14 protein-coding genes are annotated in these 15,164 nt (G+C 71.5%); 10 read left to right on the top strand and 4 right to left on the bottom strand.

Features of this window, described 5'->3' with window-relative positions; translation table 11 throughout:
* Positions 1-10: 10 nt before the first annotated feature.
* The 3 genes from ABD346_RS21495 to afsR form a co-directional block, all read right to left on the bottom strand.
* The gene (locus ABD346_RS21495; RefSeq protein WP_344376916.1) at positions 11-187 is read right to left on the bottom strand and encodes a hypothetical protein; all 177 of its coding nucleotides are present in this window, start codon (positions 185-187) and stop codon (positions 11-13) included.
* Between the two features lie 75 nt (positions 188-262).
* A complete protein-coding gene (locus tag ABD346_RS21490; RefSeq protein ID WP_189961640.1) occupies positions 263-463 on the bottom strand; it encodes a hypothetical protein in 201 nt (66 codons plus the stop codon).
* 207 nt (positions 464-670) lie between these two features.
* Positions 671-3,679 carry an SARP-family global regulator AfsR gene (gene afsR, locus ABD346_RS21485; RefSeq protein WP_344376915.1) on the bottom strand — a complete coding sequence of 1,003 codons (3,009 nt, stop codon included), beginning with the start codon at positions 3,677-3,679 and terminating at the stop codon, positions 671-673.
* A 206-nt stretch (positions 3,680-3,885) separates the two neighbouring features.
* Between afsR and ABD346_RS21480 the strand changes: the two genes are divergently transcribed.
* The 4 genes from ABD346_RS21480 (at position 3,886) to ABD346_RS21465 (ending at position 6,807) form a co-directional block, all read left to right on the top strand.
* On the top strand, positions 3,886-5,112 hold the full coding sequence (locus tag ABD346_RS21480; protein WP_344376914.1) for an amidohydrolase family protein: 1,227 nt from the start codon (positions 3,886-3,888) through the stop codon (positions 5,110-5,112).
* Between the two features lie 252 nt (positions 5,113-5,364).
* A complete protein-coding gene (locus ABD346_RS21475; protein ID WP_344376913.1) occupies positions 5,365-5,811 on the top strand; it encodes an ATP-binding protein in 447 nt (148 codons plus the stop codon).
* Positions 5,812-5,987: 176 nt separating this feature from the next.
* Entirely contained in the window at positions 5,988-6,188 is a 201-nt protein-coding gene (locus ABD346_RS21470; RefSeq protein WP_344376911.1) for a hypothetical protein, read from the top strand.
* 118 nt (positions 6,189-6,306) lie between these two features.
* On the top strand, positions 6,307-6,807 hold the full coding sequence (locus tag ABD346_RS21465) for a hypothetical protein (protein ID WP_344376910.1): 501 nt from the start codon (positions 6,307-6,309) through the stop codon (positions 6,805-6,807).
* Positions 6,808-6,877: 70 nt separating this feature from the next.
* Here the strand turns inward: ABD346_RS21465 and ABD346_RS21460 are convergent, their stop codons facing one another.
* Positions 6,878-7,540 (bottom strand): rhomboid family intramembrane serine protease, encoded by a 663-nt coding sequence (locus tag ABD346_RS21460; protein ID WP_344376908.1) that lies wholly within the window; start codon positions 7,538-7,540, stop codon positions 6,878-6,880.
* A 95-nt stretch (positions 7,541-7,635) separates the two neighbouring features.
* Between ABD346_RS21460 and ABD346_RS21455 the strand changes: the two genes are divergently transcribed.
* The 6 genes from ABD346_RS21455 to ABD346_RS21430 all read left to right on the top strand — a co-directional run bounded on the left by ABD346_RS21455 (position 7,636) and on the right by ABD346_RS21430 (position 15,164).
* Entirely contained in the window at positions 7,636-8,049 is a 414-nt protein-coding gene (locus tag ABD346_RS21455) for a PaaI family thioesterase (protein WP_344376907.1), read from the top strand.
* 106 nt (positions 8,050-8,155) lie between these two features.
* A complete protein-coding gene (locus ABD346_RS21450; RefSeq protein WP_344376906.1) occupies positions 8,156-9,100 on the top strand; it encodes an LLM class F420-dependent oxidoreductase in 945 nt (314 codons plus the stop codon).
* A gap of 9 nt (positions 9,101-9,109) precedes the next feature.
* Entirely contained in the window at positions 9,110-9,895 is a 786-nt protein-coding gene (locus ABD346_RS21445) for an SDR family NAD(P)-dependent oxidoreductase (protein WP_344376904.1), read from the top strand.
* A 146-nt stretch (positions 9,896-10,041) separates the two neighbouring features.
* On the top strand, positions 10,042-11,169 hold the full coding sequence (locus ABD346_RS21440) for an LLM class flavin-dependent oxidoreductase (protein ID WP_344376902.1): 1,128 nt from the start codon (positions 10,042-10,044) through the stop codon (positions 11,167-11,169).
* Positions 11,170-11,967: 798 nt separating this feature from the next.
* Complete coding sequence (locus ABD346_RS21435) at positions 11,968-13,707, top strand: N-acyl-D-amino-acid deacylase family protein (protein ID WP_344376901.1); 1,740 nt, start codon at positions 11,968-11,970, stop codon at positions 13,705-13,707.
* Positions 13,704-15,164 (top strand): aldehyde dehydrogenase family protein, encoded by a 1,461-nt coding sequence (locus ABD346_RS21430; protein WP_344376899.1) that lies wholly within the window; start codon positions 13,704-13,706, stop codon positions 15,162-15,164. Before ABD346_RS21435 ends, ABD346_RS21430 begins: the two co-directional genes overlap by 4 nt.

Genomic DNA, 15,164 nt, shown 5'->3' with positions numbered 1-15,164 from the left:
TCACACGCTCTCAAGCGAGTGACTCCCGGGCCGTGCGGTGAGCGGCCTGGATGTCCTCCGTGGCCTCCTGCCAGGCGGGATCGTCCCGGTCGAGGACCTGCGCGGCGTACTCGGCGGCGTGCAGGCGTCGCGGCGGCGTCGGGGAACGGCGGCGGTGCGGGCCCGCCCCCCCCAGCGGGTCCCGCACCGATGGTCTTGCTTCCCCCCCCGGCCGCGGCGGCTCCCCTCCCGCGCCGCCGCGGCCGTCCCCCGCTCGGATGGGCTACTGGGCCTTCGGCCTGAAGGGCTCCGACGTGGCGTGCTGGTCGAGCGTGGTGATCGCCGGCTCGTCCGTGGCGTGCTGGTCAAGGGTGGTGACCGGGGTGCCGGTGGCGTGCTGGTCGAGCGTGGCGATGGCGGGCTCGTCCGTGGCGTGCTGGTCCTGCGGCGTGACGAGCGGCTCGTTCTTCTTCACGTCGCCCATGATTCTCATCTCCCGTTGATGGCGCTGCCTGAGTGGATGGCGAAACCGTCCGGCCACTCCCCCGAGGGTGGCCGGACGGACTTGCCAGGGCCGACAGATTAATGTCCGGCCGTCCTGTCGGCTCTCGCGCCCCCCGACGCGCCGGGCCGACAGGTAAGACAATGCCGGGTGCCGATAAACGTTCAATGAACGCGCTGACCAGGGCCGTTATGCGGCCGCCAGCGGGCTGAGCAGGGCGCGCACCTGGACGGCCTCCGGCGAGCCCAGCTCCTCGAAAATGACCAGCGCGTCGCGCCAGCAGACCTGCGCCCGGCCGGCGTGGCCGATGGCCGCAAGAGCCTGTCCGAGCACGGTCAGGACGTTGCCGCGCCGCCACTCGCCGCCGATGCCGCGCAGCACGGTGAGCGCCATCTCGGCGTTGGCCGCCGCCTGCGCGGGCCGCCTGCCCGCGAGGTCGACCTCCGCGAGCCGGAACAGCGTCATGCCCTCCCACAGGCGCTGCCTGCTGTCCCGGAACACGTCGAGCGCCTCGTTGAGCCGGTCCGCCGCCGCAGGCAGCTGGCCGCCCTTGGTGAGCGCGAGACCAAGCGCGTAACGGGCGTTGGCGCCGCGCAGCTCGTGGCCCATCGCGTCGTAGATGTCGAGGCCCTCCTGCGCCAGGGTGACCGCGCTCGCGGTGCGGCCCATGGCCAGGTGGATGCGGGACAGGTTGCACAGCGCGCTGGCCTCGCCGGGCCGGTTGTCGTCGGCGCGGAACGCCTCGATGGCGCGGGTCAGATGGGTCTCGCCGTCGGTGTGCCGGTTCTGGTAGAGCGCGATGATGCCGCGCGCGTTGGAGGCCCAGCACAGCGGCAGCGGGTCCGCGGTGGGCCCGGCGAGGCGCATGGCCTCCTGGGCCTCGCGGTCGGCCGGCTCGAACCGGCCCGCCAGCTGGTGCACATTGGCCAGCGTCATCACCGCGCGGCCCTCGGCCTGGGTGTCGCCCCAGGTGCGGGCGGCCTCGCGGACCGCCTCGGCGGTCGCCTCGTACTGCTTGGAGTTGGCGCCGGACTCCCCGAGGTCGAGAGCCGCGTACAGGAGGTCGACGGCGCGGCGCAGGGTGCGCGGCCCGGACAGCTGGCGTACGCAGGCGAGCAGCGGGTCGGCCTCGGTGTACAGCCAGTCCTGGGCGGCGTGGCGGTCGTCGAAGACCAGGCCCCGGTGCGTGGTGGGCTCCAGGTGGTCCACGAGGCGGTCGCCCGGCCGCTCCAGGGCGTACACCCCGGACGCCGTCGCCAGATAGAAGTCGAGCAGGCGCGACATCGCCGAGTCGCGTTCCGCGGACGGCAGATCGTCCCGCTCGGCGCAGGAACGCGCGTAGAGCCGCACCAGGTCGTGATAGCGGTAGCGGCCCGGCGCGGCCGACTCCACCAGGGACGTGTCGACCAGCGACTCCAGGAGGTCCTCGGTCTCCTGCTCGGGCAGGTCGAGGACGGCGGCCGCGGCGGCGAGCGAGATGTCCGGCCCGTCGGGCAGGCCCAGCAGGCGGAAGGCGCGGGACTGGGCGGGCTCCAGCTGGCCGTAGCCCAGCTCGAAGGTGGCCTTGACCGCGAGGTCGCCGGCCTGGAGCTCGTCCAGGCGGCGGCGCTCGTCGGCGAGCTTCGCGGCCAGTACGGACACCGTCCAGGTACGGCGCGAGGCGAGCCGGGAGGCCGCGATGCGGATGGCGAGCGGCAGGAAGCCGCAGGCGGCGACCACGTCCAGGGCCGCCTCGCGCTCGGCGGACACCCGCTCCACGCCGACGATCCGGGTGAACAGCTGGAGCGCCTCGTCGGGGGACATCACGTCCAGGTCGACGAGGTGCGCGCCGACCAGGTCGACCATGCGGATGCGGCTGGTGACGAGCGCCGCGCAGCCCGCGGTGCCCGGCAGGAGCGGCCGGATCTGGGCCGCGTCACGGGCGTTGTCGAGCAGCACCAGGACCCGGCGGCCGTCCAGCGTGGAGCGGAACAGGGCCGCGCGCTCCTCCATCGAGTCGGGGATCGCCGAGTCCGGCGTGCCGAGCGCGCGCAGGAACGCGCCGAGCACGGTGTCCGGCTCGGCGGAGTGCTGCCCCGCGCCCTGGAGGTCGACGTACAGCTGGCCGTCGGGGAAGTACGGGCGGGCGGTGTGGGCGACGTGCACGGCGAGGGTGGTCTTGCCGACGCCCCCGATGCCGGCCAGCGCGGAGACCGCCATGACCGTGGTCTCGGCGCTGGCGAGCCGCGAGGTGAGCTCACGCACGAACGACGCTCGACCGGTGAAGTCCGGTACGGACGCGGGGAGTTGGGCCGGGCGCACCGGCGCAGGGACGGAGGCGGGCGCGTCGGCGGGCGGCCGGGCCAGGTCCTCGTCGGCCTGCAGGATGCGGTGCTGGAGGCGGGCGAGCTCTGGCCGCGGGTCGACGCCGAGCTCGTCGGCGAGCAGCCGCCGGGTGTCCGCGTACACGGCGAGCGCCTCGGCCTGGCGGCCGCTGCGGTACAGGGCCAGCATCAGGAGTTCGCGCAGTCGCTCGCGCAGCGGGTGGGCGGCCGTCAGTGCGGTCAGCTCGGAGACGGCCTCGGCGTGGCAGCCCGCCTCCAGGTCCATGTCGAGGCGGGCCTCGGTGAGCTGGAGGCGCCACTCGGCGAGCCGGGTGCGCTGGTTCTCGGCGTACGGGCCCGGCACGCCCGCGAGCGGTTCGCCGTCCCAGTGCGCGAGCGCCTCGTTCAGGAGGTCGCGGGCGCGGGGCTTCTCGCCGCCGGCCCGTGCCTTCTCGGCGGCGGTCGCCAGTTCCTGCGCCTCGGCGAGGTCGAGGGTGGCGGCGCCGGCCCGGATCGCGTAGCCGCCGGACTCGCTGACCAGGACCCCGGGGTCGAGCACCTTGCGCAGCCGGGAGGCGTACGTGCGGAGCGCGGCAAGCGCCTGCGAGGGCGGTTCCTCGCCCCAGATGGCGTCGATGAGTTCGGCGGCGGTGGCGGTGCGGCCGTCGCGCAGGAGCAGGGCGGCGAGCAGGGCGCGCTGCTGCGGGGAGCCGGACGGCAGGGCCTCTTCGCCCCGCCAGGCCCGTACGGGTCCGAGTACGCCGAAGCGGAGCCCGGCGCCGGATGCCTCCGGGTCGTGCTCGGCCGCCGCCTGGACGAGGTGCCCCGTCGTGCGCTGCGGCGGCGGTACCGGAGCGCGCTGCTCCGGTACGCGCGTCCCGCCGTCACGGTCCATAGCTGCCCCCTGTACCCCCGTACTCCTGGATTGCTCCCCGCCAGTCTGCCCTGTCCGGAGGGGTCGCGTCAGCAGCGGGTGACGCTCTGCACAAGGCTTCGACACATGCCCTGCACACTCATCGCAAGCGCTGTCCACCGCGAATCGGGCAGGATGCGGGGGTCAACTAGCTGACGGATCGTCAGATCAGGTCTACCGTAAACGACATGGAGACCTTCCCGAAGATCATCTCGGTGGACGACCACACGGTGGAGCCCCCCAACGTCTGGCGGGACCGCCTCCCGTCCGCATACCGGGACATCGGCCCGCGCATCGTCAGGGCCCCCCTGAAGGAAATGACGTTCCTGGGCGGCAAGTTCGCCCCGGTCATGGGAGCCAAGGGGGACGACGGGCCGATCGGCGACTGGTGGGTGTACGAGGACCTGCACCGCCCGTTGACCCGCCTGGACACGGCGGTGGGCTACGACAGGGACGAAATAAAGCTGGAAGTGATCACGTACGAGCAGATGCGACCGGGCTCGTACGACGTTCCGTCCCGCCTCGCCGACATGGACGTGAACCACGTCCAATCGGCCCTGTGCTTCCCGACCTTCCCCCGCTTCTGCGGCCAGACCTTCACCGAGGCGAAGGACCGCGAACTCGGCCTGCTCTCGGTGCGGGCGTACAACGACTGGATGGTGGAGGAGTGGTGCGGCCCCCAGGCGAGGGGCCGCCTGATCCCCCTCACCCTCATCCCGCTGTGGGACGCGGAGCTTGCCGCCGCCGAGGTCCGCCGCAACGCCGCGCGCGGGGTGCGTGCGGTGGCCTTCTCGGAGATACCGCCGCACCTGGGCCTGCCCTCGATCCACACGGACGACTGGGACCCCTTCCTCGCGGCGTGCGACGAGACCGGCACGGTGATCGCCATGCACATCGGCTCCTCCAGCCGCATGCCCTCCACCTCCCCGGACGCCCCGCCCGCGGTGGGCTCGACCATCACCTTCGCCAACTGCTGCTTCTCGATGGTCGACTGGCTGATGAGCGGCAAGTTCGAGCGCTTCCCCAACCTCAGGATCATGTACGCGGAGGGCCAGATCGGCTGGATCCCGTACATCCTGGAACGCGCGGACGTGGTCTGGGAGGAGAACCGAGGCTGGGGCGGAGTGGCGGACAAGGTCCACCGCCCGCCGTCGGAACTCTTCAGGGACCACGTGTACGGCTGCTTCTTCGACGACGCGTTCGGGCTGCGCAACCTGGACGCGATCGGCGTGGGCAACGTCCTGTACGAGACGGACTACCCCCACTCGGACTCGACGTGGCCCAAGTCGAGGGAGGTGGGGGAGTCGCAGATGGGGCACCTGGCGGGGGATGTGGTGGAGCGGATCGTGCGGGGCAACGCGATCGGGTTGCTGGGGCTGACGCCCGAGGGGCTTTGGGCGGGGGCGCGCGCCTAGGCGGGGCCGAGCGGGAAACACCGGGCCACGCAGGCCGCCCGGTGCGACCGTTGGGCTGCCGGCCGACCGCTGCCACCACCGCGCTCGCTTCGTCGTCCGGCTCCACGCCCCAGTCGTCGCTCATCCGCACCCACCTCCGGGGCGGCCGTACCCGGGACGGTCGGGACGGCACCGGCACAACGCCGGGACAGAAACTCTGTGTACTCGCTCGATCGCTCGCCAGGGTAGGCGCGGGTGGCCACGCTGAGTGATGTGAAACAGGAAACTGCCCAAGGGGTACGTGAGTTCAGCGTCCAGCTCTCCTGCACCAGGCGCGGCGCCCGGATCGCCAGGATCACCACGGCCGAGCAACTCCGCCGCTGGGAAAGAGGCTTCGCGGATGCCGAGTACGTCGTCGGCGAACTGGCGGCCAATGCCGCGCTGCACGGGCGCGTGCAGGGGCGGGACTTGCGGCTCCTGCTCAGAGAGGACGGCGTCACCCTGCGCATCGAGGTGACCGATGCGCAGGGTGACCGGCTGCCCGTCGTGCGTGCCGAACCGTGCGGCGAGGCGGGCCGTGGACTGCTGCTCTTCGGTGCCCTGGCCGACCGCTGGGGCGTCCTGACGGGGCCCGGCCCCTGCAAGACGGTGTGGGCGGAGCTGACGCTGCCCGGTCGGTCCCGTCACCGTGCGGACCGCGACGACCCTGGCAGGGGCTGATGGTTGCTGCCGGTGCCGCCGCCTTGCGGGCCAGGAGTGATTGAGTACGCGTACTCATGAAGCTGCCCATCCCTCCTCATAGCCGTGCGGCGGGAAGCGTGGGGCGGGAGAGGCGGAGGGGAAGAGTGGCGTCGTTCGAGGAGGAGTGGGCGCAGCTCAAGCGTGACGCTACGGCGATGCGGTTGGCGAGCGCCGCGCAGGACGATGTGGGCACGGCGGACGTGAAGGTCTCGCAAGCCGTGTGGACGTCGGCGGGGCGCGCCGTCGGGGAGCTCGGCGGCGACGTGAAGCAGGCACTTGGCGCGCTGGACCAAGGGCAGCAAGGGCTCGCCACCGGTGGCGGGGTGGACACCGCGGCGGCCCAGTCCGACGTCTAGAAGTCGGACGCCGCAGATCACGGAGCGTACTGGGACGAAGATTCTGAGAGTCTCCGCAACCAGGCGGCCGTAATAACTGGCAGGTACAACAAGGTGACCTATGGCTAAGTGGCATTCAGTGACGATCGGTCTGGTCGCCGCGACCTTGGTTCTCTCGGGTTGCTCTGGGGCGAAAGGTGAGAGCGTGCAAATTCGCGACGAAGCGCAGGTGAAGAAGAAGGTGCAGGGCACGTCGAGTCAGTTGCTCGACATCATGGGGGTCAAGGGAAAGGTGTCGGAGCCCGGACCGTCGACGCTGGCCTGCTCGGACTACCCGGACGATCAGACGGTCCACAGGATGCGGCATCCCTGGAGTGTGTACGGGGTTCCCGACGATGAGTTGCGACGTGCGATGGACCGGCTGCGGGATCGACTCCCCCGGAACGGGTGGAAGATCACCAAGGACGGTGTCGACAGCAGCCGGTCGAAGTCTCCGCAGATCATCGCCGAGTCTTCTGCCGACCGTCTCGCCGTTGACATCCGGCTGGGGATCGAGCCCGCAGGCGGCGAGTATTCCTCGATGATCGAGGTGACTGTCTCCTCCGCCTGCTTCCGTAGCCAATCGGCGGATGCCGCATAAGTCGGCCCCAGGTGCCGATGCGAGTGGATCACCTCTACCCCGCGGGCCGCTTGCCGGGCAGGAGTTGGTGCTACTCGGCCAGCCGGACAGCCGTCCGAACCCGGAGCCGAGCCAGGCACGCGCCCAGTACGCACCCCGCCAGGATCCCCACCCCGTGGTTGTTGCCCAGAGCGCACAGGATCAGGCCCGCCGCGGGGATCAGGGCGGGGAGAAGGCGGGGCGCCAATGGGGCCGGGCGCGGGAGTTGGGCTGTTGCCAGGGCGCCCAGCAGGCCGCACAGGGCAACCGAGTCGCCGCCTCCCGTCGGGCTCCAGCCCGCCATGCTCACTGCCTGCGCGGTAGCCCCGCTCGCCAGGAATATCAGCGGCATCCACACCGGGCCGAACCGACGCTGGGCCACGGGGGCGATGACCACGATCGCCGCCAGGTTGAAAGTCAGTTGGAGCGGGCCGGAGGTCTGCACCAGGAGTGCGGTCAGCGCCCGCCACCAGGGTGCGCCGGGCTCGCGCTGGAGGTGGTCCATGGCGGAGGGGACTGCCGTCTGCACGACCGCCATCGCGGCCATTACCACCACCAGCGCCGCCGCGACCCACGGCACCGGGCGCCGCCACAGGATGCGCAGCAGTTCGGCCGGGTTCACGCGGCGCGCGCCCGCCCCGGCCTGGACGATCTTCGTGCCGGGCACCACGACGGCCGCCGCGCAGCCGTAGAGGAGCACCGTGTGGAGGGTCATGGGCTCATCGTGGCGCAAGCGGTCCGGGACGCGGCAGGGTGGTCCGTCGTCGGGTGGCGGTGACATTTGTCCGGGGCGCCGCCACCATGAGCGGCATGGCGCTGACCCTTGCTGAAGCAGAGAAGATCCTGGCCGACAACTTCGCACCCTGGGTGCTCGGTCTCGGGCTGACGGTGGAGGACACCGGCGAGTTCCATGCCGTACTGCGGCTGCCCTGGAGCGACGCGCTCGCCCGGGACGGGGGCGGGATCAGCGGGCAGGCGCTGATGGCCGCCGCCGACACCGCCACCGTCATCGCCGTGGCCTCGGCGCGCGGGGCGTACGGGCCGATGACGACCGTTCAGCAGTCCACCACCTTCCAGCGCCCGGTGACCGGCGTCGACGTACTGGTCGACGCGCGCGTCACGAAGCTCGGGCGCCGGATGGCCTTCGCCGAGATCACCATGACGGCCGAGGGCGCGGAGGAGCCGGCCGCCCGCGCCTCCACGGTGTACGCCCTGCTGGGCTGACACCACCACCGCCCGCACACCCCTTGCCTGACGATGCGTCAGCAATGACGATGGGGCCACCGAGTCATTTGACGGATCGTCAGATCAGGGTGGAGGCGGGCGTACGGTGCCGATACTGCCGAACGGGCGACTGGTGTACGGGATGCAGCTTCCCGTCCAGTCGCAGAGCACCATCTACGCGGAGGGGTGGGAGGCCGACGCCGGGCCGGAGGATCTGGCCGCGATCGCGCGGGCGGCCGACCGGTCCGGCTTCGCGTACGTGGCCAGCTGCGATCACGTTGCCATTCCCCGGCGGCTCGCGGGACCCATGAGCACCATCTGGTACGACCCCGTCGCCACCCTCTCCTTCCTCGCCGGGGTCACCGAGCGGGTCCGGCTGATGAGCCATGTCGCCGTCGTCGGGCTCCGGCACCCCCTCGTCACCGCCAAGCAGTACGCGACCCTGGACCACCTCAGCGGCGGGCGGCTGATCCTGGGGGTCGGGGCCGGGCACGTACAGGAGGAATTCGAGGCGGTCGGGGCCGACTTCGAACGGCGCGGGCCCGTGCTCGACGAGACCATCGACGCACTGCGGGCCGCGCTCGGGCCGGAGGAGTACCCGTCCTTCCAGGGCGAGCGGTTCGCGTTCAGCGGGCTCGGACAGCGGCCCCGGCCCGCCCAGCGGCACGTACCCGTCTGGGTGGGCGGATCGTCCCCGGCGGCGGTCCGCCGGGCCGCCCTGCGCGGGGACGGCTGGCTGCCCCAGGGGGACAAGAGGAGTGAACTCCCTTCCCAGATCGCCAAGTTGAAGGGCATCCGCGAGGATGCCGGGATCGTCGACCCCATCGTCATCGGCGCGATCACCGAGGCGTTGTACGTCGGTGAGCCCGGCTGGGAGACCGGCCGGCGCACCCTCACCGGGAAGCCGGAGGCCCTCGCGGAGTCGCTGCGCGCGTACCGGGCGATGGGCGTCGACCAGATCCAGGTGCGGTTCCGGTCCCGGGGGCGCGACGAGCTCACCGACCAGATGGCCGCGTTCGGGGCCGACGTCGGCCCGTACCTCAATGACTAGGAGTCCAGTATGGGCAAGCTCGATGGGCGGGTCGTCCTCATCACCGGTGCGGCGCGCGGGCAGGGCGAGCAGGAGGCCCGCCTTTTCGTGGCCGAGGGAGCCAAGGTCGTCATCGCCGATGTGCTGGACGAGCAGGGCGAGGCGCTGGCGAAGGAGTTGGGGGAGGAAGCGGCCCGCTTCGTCCATCTCGATGTGAGCCGGGAGGAGGAGTGGACGGCCGCCGTCGGCGCCGCCAAGGATGCCTTCGGGAAGATCGACGGGCTGGTCAACAACGCCGGGATTCTGCGGTTCAACGCGCTGGTGGACACCCCGCTGGATGAGTTCATGCAGGTCGTGCAGGTCAACCAGGTCGGCTGCTTCCTCGGGATCAAGACCGTGGCGCCCGAGATAGGCGCCGCGGGCGGCGGCACCATCGTCAACACCGCCTCGTACACGGCGATGACCGGCATGAGCGCGGTGGGTACGTACGCGGCCACCAAGCACGCCATCCTCGGGCTCACCCGGGTCGCGTCGATGGAGCTCGCGCACTTGAAGATCCGGGTCAACGCGGTGTGCCCGGGGGCGATCGACACGGCGATGTCCAACCCCGCCCAGCTGGATCCCACGGCGGACGCAACCGAGACGTCGGCGGCCCTCGACGAGCTCTACCGCAAGCTGGTGCCGCTCGGCCGGGTCGGCAGGCCCGAGGAGGTGGCCGCGCTCGCCCTGTTCCTGTCCGCCGAGGACTCCTCGTACATCACGGGCCAGCCGTTCGTCATCGACGGGGGCTGGCTGGCGGGGGTGTCGCTGTTCTGAGGCCGGTCCTGGTCACGGTCCCGGTCCTGTACGTCTTCTGACTTGTCGTCAGGTATTGACTGCCTTCGCGGCCGGTGGAACAGTCGAGCTCGTCACAATCTGACGATGCGTCAGAAACTCGTGATATCTCATGAAGGAGAAGTCCCTTGGAATTCGGACTCTTTGTGCAGGGATACGTGCCGGCAGCACGGTCCGCGGTCGACCCCATGGCGGAGCACAAGGCGCTGATGGAGGAGACGAAGTACGTCATCCAGGCCGACAAGTCCGGCTTCAAGTACGCCTGGGCCTCCGAGCACCACTTCCTGGAGGAGTACTCGCACCTCTCGGCCAACGAGGTCTTCCTCGGCTACCTCGCCCACGCCACCGAGCGCATCCACCTCGGCTCGGGCATCTTCAACCCGCTGGCCCAGGTGAACCACCCGGTCAAGGTCGCCGAGAAGGTGGCCATGCTCGACCACCTGTCGGAAGGGCGCTTCGAGTTCGGGTCGGGGCGGGGAGCGGGCTCGCACGAGATCCTGGGGTTCATACCGGGCGTCACCGACATGAACTACACCAAGGAAATCTGGGAAGAGACCATCGCGGAGTTCCCCAAGATGTGGCTCCAGGAGGAGTACCCGGGGTTCCAGGGCAAGCACTGGCAGCTTCCGCCGCGCAAGATCTTCCCCAAGCCGTACGGGAAGTCGCACCCGGCCATGTGGTACGCCGCCGGGTCCCCCTCCTCGTACGCCATGGCCGCGCGCAAGGGGCTCGGGGTGCTCGGCTTCTCCGTGCAGAAGGTCTCCGACATGGAGTGGGTCCTGGAGCAGTACAAGACGGCCATCCAGGAGGCCGAGCCGGTCGGTGACTTCGTCAACGACAACGTGATGGTGACGTCGACGGCGATCTGTGCGCCCACGCATGACGAGGCCGTACGGATCGCGGTCGAGGGCGGGCTCAACCGGCTTCAGTCGCTGGTGTTCCGGTACCACGACACCTTCCCCCGGCCGGAGGGGATTCCGGAGTGGCCGGAGACCCTGCCGGAGTACAACGCGGAGATCATCGAGCTGCTCATCGCCGAGGAGCTGATGATCTGCGGCGATCCGGACGAGGTCACGGCGCAGTGCAAGCGGTGGGAGCAGGCGGGGGCGGATCAGTTGTCGTTCGGGCTGCCGATCGGGGTGCCGTTCGAGGACACGATGCAGACGATTCGGCTGATCGGGGAGCATGTGATTCCGAAGATCGACACGGATCCGGTGCACCGGTCGTCCCGGTTCCGGGCGGCGGCGGGGGGCTGACGCCCCCCGGGCCCCGGGGCCCGCACTCCCTCCCCTTCCGCTGTGACACTCTGCGTTCCGCCGCGCGGGCTCCGGGGGTGAGATGTCCGGGTGCGGCCCGGTGGTCGCTGCCGGGGCTCTGCCCCAGACCCCGTATCGCGCCTTAAGGGCGCTCGTCCTCAAACTCCCCCAAGGCCTCAAGGGCCAGGGGGGACCCCCATGACGGGCTGAAATGCTCCCGTGCCGGCCAGGATCAACCCTGCTAGGGGCGCGGGGAACTGCGCGACCAGCCACCTGCGGTCCGCAGGCGAAGGCGGGTTGGGGGGAGCGGGGCGCAGCCCCGCCGGGGTCCGGGGCGGAGCCCCAGGGCACCCCGCATCCCACCCCCGTCACGGGCGGGTGGGTGGGCGAACCCCCCGGGGTCTGGGGCGGAGCCCCAGGAGGGCCCGAGCTGTTCGACCCCGCGCATACGGGCGGGCCGGTGGGCAACCCCCGGGGGCCCGCCCCAGCCCAGGGGGTGCCGGGGGCAGTGGCCCCCGGGCACAAAGACGCGGGGTGGCGTCTTCCCGGACCGCCGCCTCGTACCCGGCCCCGGCCGGAGGCCATTCGCGGCGGCCCCCGGCCGGGGCAGACCCGCGTACGCGGAGAACGGAGGCGCACCCTGCGTACGCAGAACCGCCCCCGGCCGGGGCAGACCCGCGCGCGGAGAACCGGGGCCCGCGTACCCGGCACCGCCCCGGCGGGGGTGCGCGCCCCGTACCCAGAACCGCCCCCGCGTACCCCGCACGGCAAAGCCGCCGTACCGAAGAAAGGGACCCCATGCTCGACCACCTGATCAAGGGCGCCACCCTCGTGGACGGCACCGGCGCCCCCGCCCGGCCCGCCGACGTCGGCATCAGGGGCGGCCGGATCGCCGTCATCGCGGACCCCGGCACCATCCAAGAGCCCGCCGCCGGCACCGAGGACGCCACCGGGCTCGTACTCGCCCCCGGGTTCGTCGACCCGCACACCCACTACGACGCCCAGCTCTTCTGGGATCCGTACGCCACCCCGTCCATGAACCACGGCGTCACCACTGTCGCCGGAGGCAACTGCGGATTCACCCTCGCCCCGCTCCACCCCGACCGCCCCGAGGACGCCGACTACACCCGCCGCATGATGTCCAAGGTCGAGGGCATGTCCCTCAAGGCCCTTGAGGAAGGCGTGAGTTGGGGATGGGAATCGTTCGGCGACTATCTCTCCGCCCTTGACGGGCGCATCGCCGTCAACGCCGGATTCATGGTCGGCCACTGCGCCCTGCGCCGCCACGTCATGGGTCCGGACGCCGTCGGCGGGCAGCCGAGCCCCGAGCAGCTCGACGCCATGCTCGCCCTGCTCCACGACGCCATGGACGCCGGGGCCTGGGGGCTCTCCACCACCCAGTCCTCCACCCACTCCGACGGCGACGGCAAGCCCGTGGCCTCGCGGCACGCGCTGCCCGCCGAACTGCTCGCTCTCAGCAGGGCGGTTGGGGAGCACGAGGGTACGCAGCTGGAAGCCATCGTCGCCGGGTGCCTGGACCAGTTCGCGGACGAAGAGATCGATCTGCTCGTCGACATGAGCGCCGCCGCCGGGCGTCCGCTCAACTGGAACGTCCTCACCATCGACGCCGCCGTACCCGAACGCGTACCCCGTCAGCTCGTCCCGAGTGAGCGCGCCCGCAAGGCCGGTGGCCGGATCGTCGCGCTGACCATGCCGATCCTCACGCCCATGAACATGTCGCTCGGCACCTTCTGCGCCCTCAATCTCATCCCCGGCTGGGGCGAGATCCTCGGCCTGCCCGTCCCCGAACGCATCGAGCGCCTGCGCGACGCGGACGTACGCGCCGAGATGCTGCGCCGCGCCGACAGCAAGGAGGCCGGCATCTTCCGCCGCCTCGCCAACTTCGGGCGGTACGTCATCGGCGACACCTACAGCCCCGAGAACGAGGGCCTCTCCGGCCGGGTCGTCGGCGACATCGCCGCAGAGCGCGGGCTCGACCCGTTCCACTGCCTCGTCGAGATCTGCGCCAACGACCGGCTGCGTACGGTCCTTTGGCCCATGCCGACCGACAACGACCCCGCCACCTGGGCGCTGCGCCGCGAGACGTGGGAGCACGAGGACGTGCTGCTCGGCGGGTCCGACGCGGGCGCGCACCTCGACCGGATGTGCGGCGCCCCGTACACGACGCGCTTCCTCGGGGACTGCCTGCGCGGCCGCAAACTCGTCCCCCTGGAGCGGGCCGTGAAGATGCTCACCGACGATCCCGCCCGCCTGTTCGGGCTGCGTGAGCGCGGCCGGATCGAGGAGGGCTTCCACGCCGACCTCGTCCTGTTCGACCCCGAACGCATCGAGGCCGGGCCCGCCACCCTCGTACACGACCTGCCCGGCGACAGCCCCCGGCTCGACTCCAAGGCGATCGGCATCGTCTCGGTCCGGGTCAACGGCATCGAGACCCTCCGCGACGACCGGGTGACCGGGGCCGTGCCCGGCACGGTGCTCCGCTCGGGCCGCGACACCAGGACGGTGAGCACGAAATGAGCGACGGCGAACGGCAGTTGTTCATCGGTGGCGAGTGGGTCGAGCCCGACGGCGGGCACTATCCCGTGCTCGACCCCGCGACCGAGGACGTCGTCGGGCTCGCGCCCGAGGCCAGTCGCGAGCAGGTGTACCGGGCGGCGGCCGCCGCGCGCGAAGCCTTCGCATCCTGGTCGCGCACGCGCCCCGAGGAGCGGGCCGCGATCCTCGACCGGGCCGCCGACCTCATGCAGCGCGACTTCGCCCCGAACGCCGAACTCGCCCGCGCCGAGACCGGTGCCACCAGCGCCACCGCGCGCGGCATGCAGGTGGGCGTCGGGGTCTCCCGGTTCCGCCGGTACGCGAAGGGCGCCCTGGAGCCGGTCGAGGAGGCGCTCGTACCGCAGATCAACGAGGCCGGGCCCATGGGCAAGGCGGGGGTCTTCGGGGCGCTCGCCGTGCGGCAGCCGGTCGGCGTGGTCACCTGCATCACCTCGTACAACAACCCCTGGGCCAACCCGGCGGGCAAGGTCGCGCCCGCGCTCGCCATGGGCAACACGGTGGTGGTGAAGCCCGCCCCGCAGGATCCGCTGTCGGTGTTCAAGATGGCCGAGGCGCTTCAGGAGGCGGGGGTGCCGCGCGGGGTGGTGAACGTCGTCACCGGGTCCGCGCCCGCGGTCGGCGAGGCGGCCGTCGACTCACCGGACGTGGACATGGTCAGCTTCACCGGCTCCACCGCCGTCGGGCAGCGCATCGCCGAAGTGTGCGGCCGCGACATGAAGCGGCAGCTGATGGAGCTGGGCGGCAAGGGCGCGGCGCTCGTCTTCGACGACGCCGACCTCGACTCGGCGGTCCAGGGCATCGGCACGACCTTCGCCTTCTACAGCGGCCAGATCTGCACCGCGCCGACCCGCGTCCTGGTGCAGCGAGGCGTCCACGACCGGCTGATCGAGAAGCTCAAGGGGTACGCGGGCTTCATGAAGGTCGGCGATCCGACGGCCCGGGACACGGTGGTCGGCCCGGTGATCTCGGCCGCCCACCGGGACCGTATCGAGTCGTACGTGGAGCTGGGCAGGAAGGAGGGGGCCACGGTGGTGGCGGGCGGCGAACGCCCGGCCATGGAGCGGGGTTTCTATGTCGCCCCCACCCTCCTCGCGGACTGCACCAACGACATGCGGGTGGCCCGCGAGGAGATCTTCGGCCCGGTCGTCGTGGTCGTCCCCTTCGACGACGAGGACGAGGGCATCGCGCTGGCCAACGACAGCGAGTACGGCCTGCTCGACTACGTCTGGTCCGGGGACGTGGCCCGCGCCTTCCGCGTCGCGCGGCAGCTGCGCGCGGGCGGGGTCGGCGTGAACACGATCGGCCGCAACATGGAGGCGCCGTTCGGCGGCTTCAAGAAGAGCGGGGTGGGCCGGGACGTCGGCTCGTACGCCCTGCACGCGTACAGCGAACTCCAGGCGATCGTCTGGCCGGGCTAG

This window comes from Streptomyces mauvecolor, from assembly GCF_039532965.1.
GTDB classification, from domain to species: Bacteria; Actinomycetota; Actinomycetes; order Streptomycetales; family Streptomycetaceae; genus Streptomyces; species Streptomyces violascens.
This window is presented reverse-complemented; position numbering and strand designations above follow the sequence as displayed.

Coding starts and splice junctions, on each gene's coding strand:
- ABD346_RS21490 (WP_189961640.1), bottom strand. CDS start 463: ATGGGCGACGTGAAGAAGAACGAGCCGCTCGTCACGCCGCAGGACCAG.
- afsR (WP_344376915.1), bottom strand. CDS start 3,679: ATGGACCGTGACGGCGGGACGCGCGTACCGGAGCAGCGCGCTCCGGTA.
- ABD346_RS21480 (WP_344376914.1), top strand. CDS start 3,886: ATGGAGACCTTCCCGAAGATCATCTCGGTGGACGACCACACGGTGGAG.
- ABD346_RS21470 (WP_344376911.1), top strand. CDS start 5,988: ATGCGGTTGGCGAGCGCCGCGCAGGACGATGTGGGCACGGCGGACGTG.
- ABD346_RS21460 (WP_344376908.1), bottom strand. CDS start 7,540: ATGACCCTCCACACGGTGCTCCTCTACGGCTGCGCGGCGGCCGTCGTG.
- ABD346_RS21455 (WP_344376907.1), top strand. CDS start 7,636: ATGGCGCTGACCCTTGCTGAAGCAGAGAAGATCCTGGCCGACAACTTC.
- ABD346_RS21445 (WP_344376904.1), top strand. CDS start 9,110: ATGGGCAAGCTCGATGGGCGGGTCGTCCTCATCACCGGTGCGGCGCGC.
- ABD346_RS21435 (WP_344376901.1), top strand. CDS start 11,968: ATGCTCGACCACCTGATCAAGGGCGCCACCCTCGTGGACGGCACCGGC.
- ABD346_RS21430 (WP_344376899.1), top strand. CDS start 13,704: ATGAGCGACGGCGAACGGCAGTTGTTCATCGGTGGCGAGTGGGTCGAG.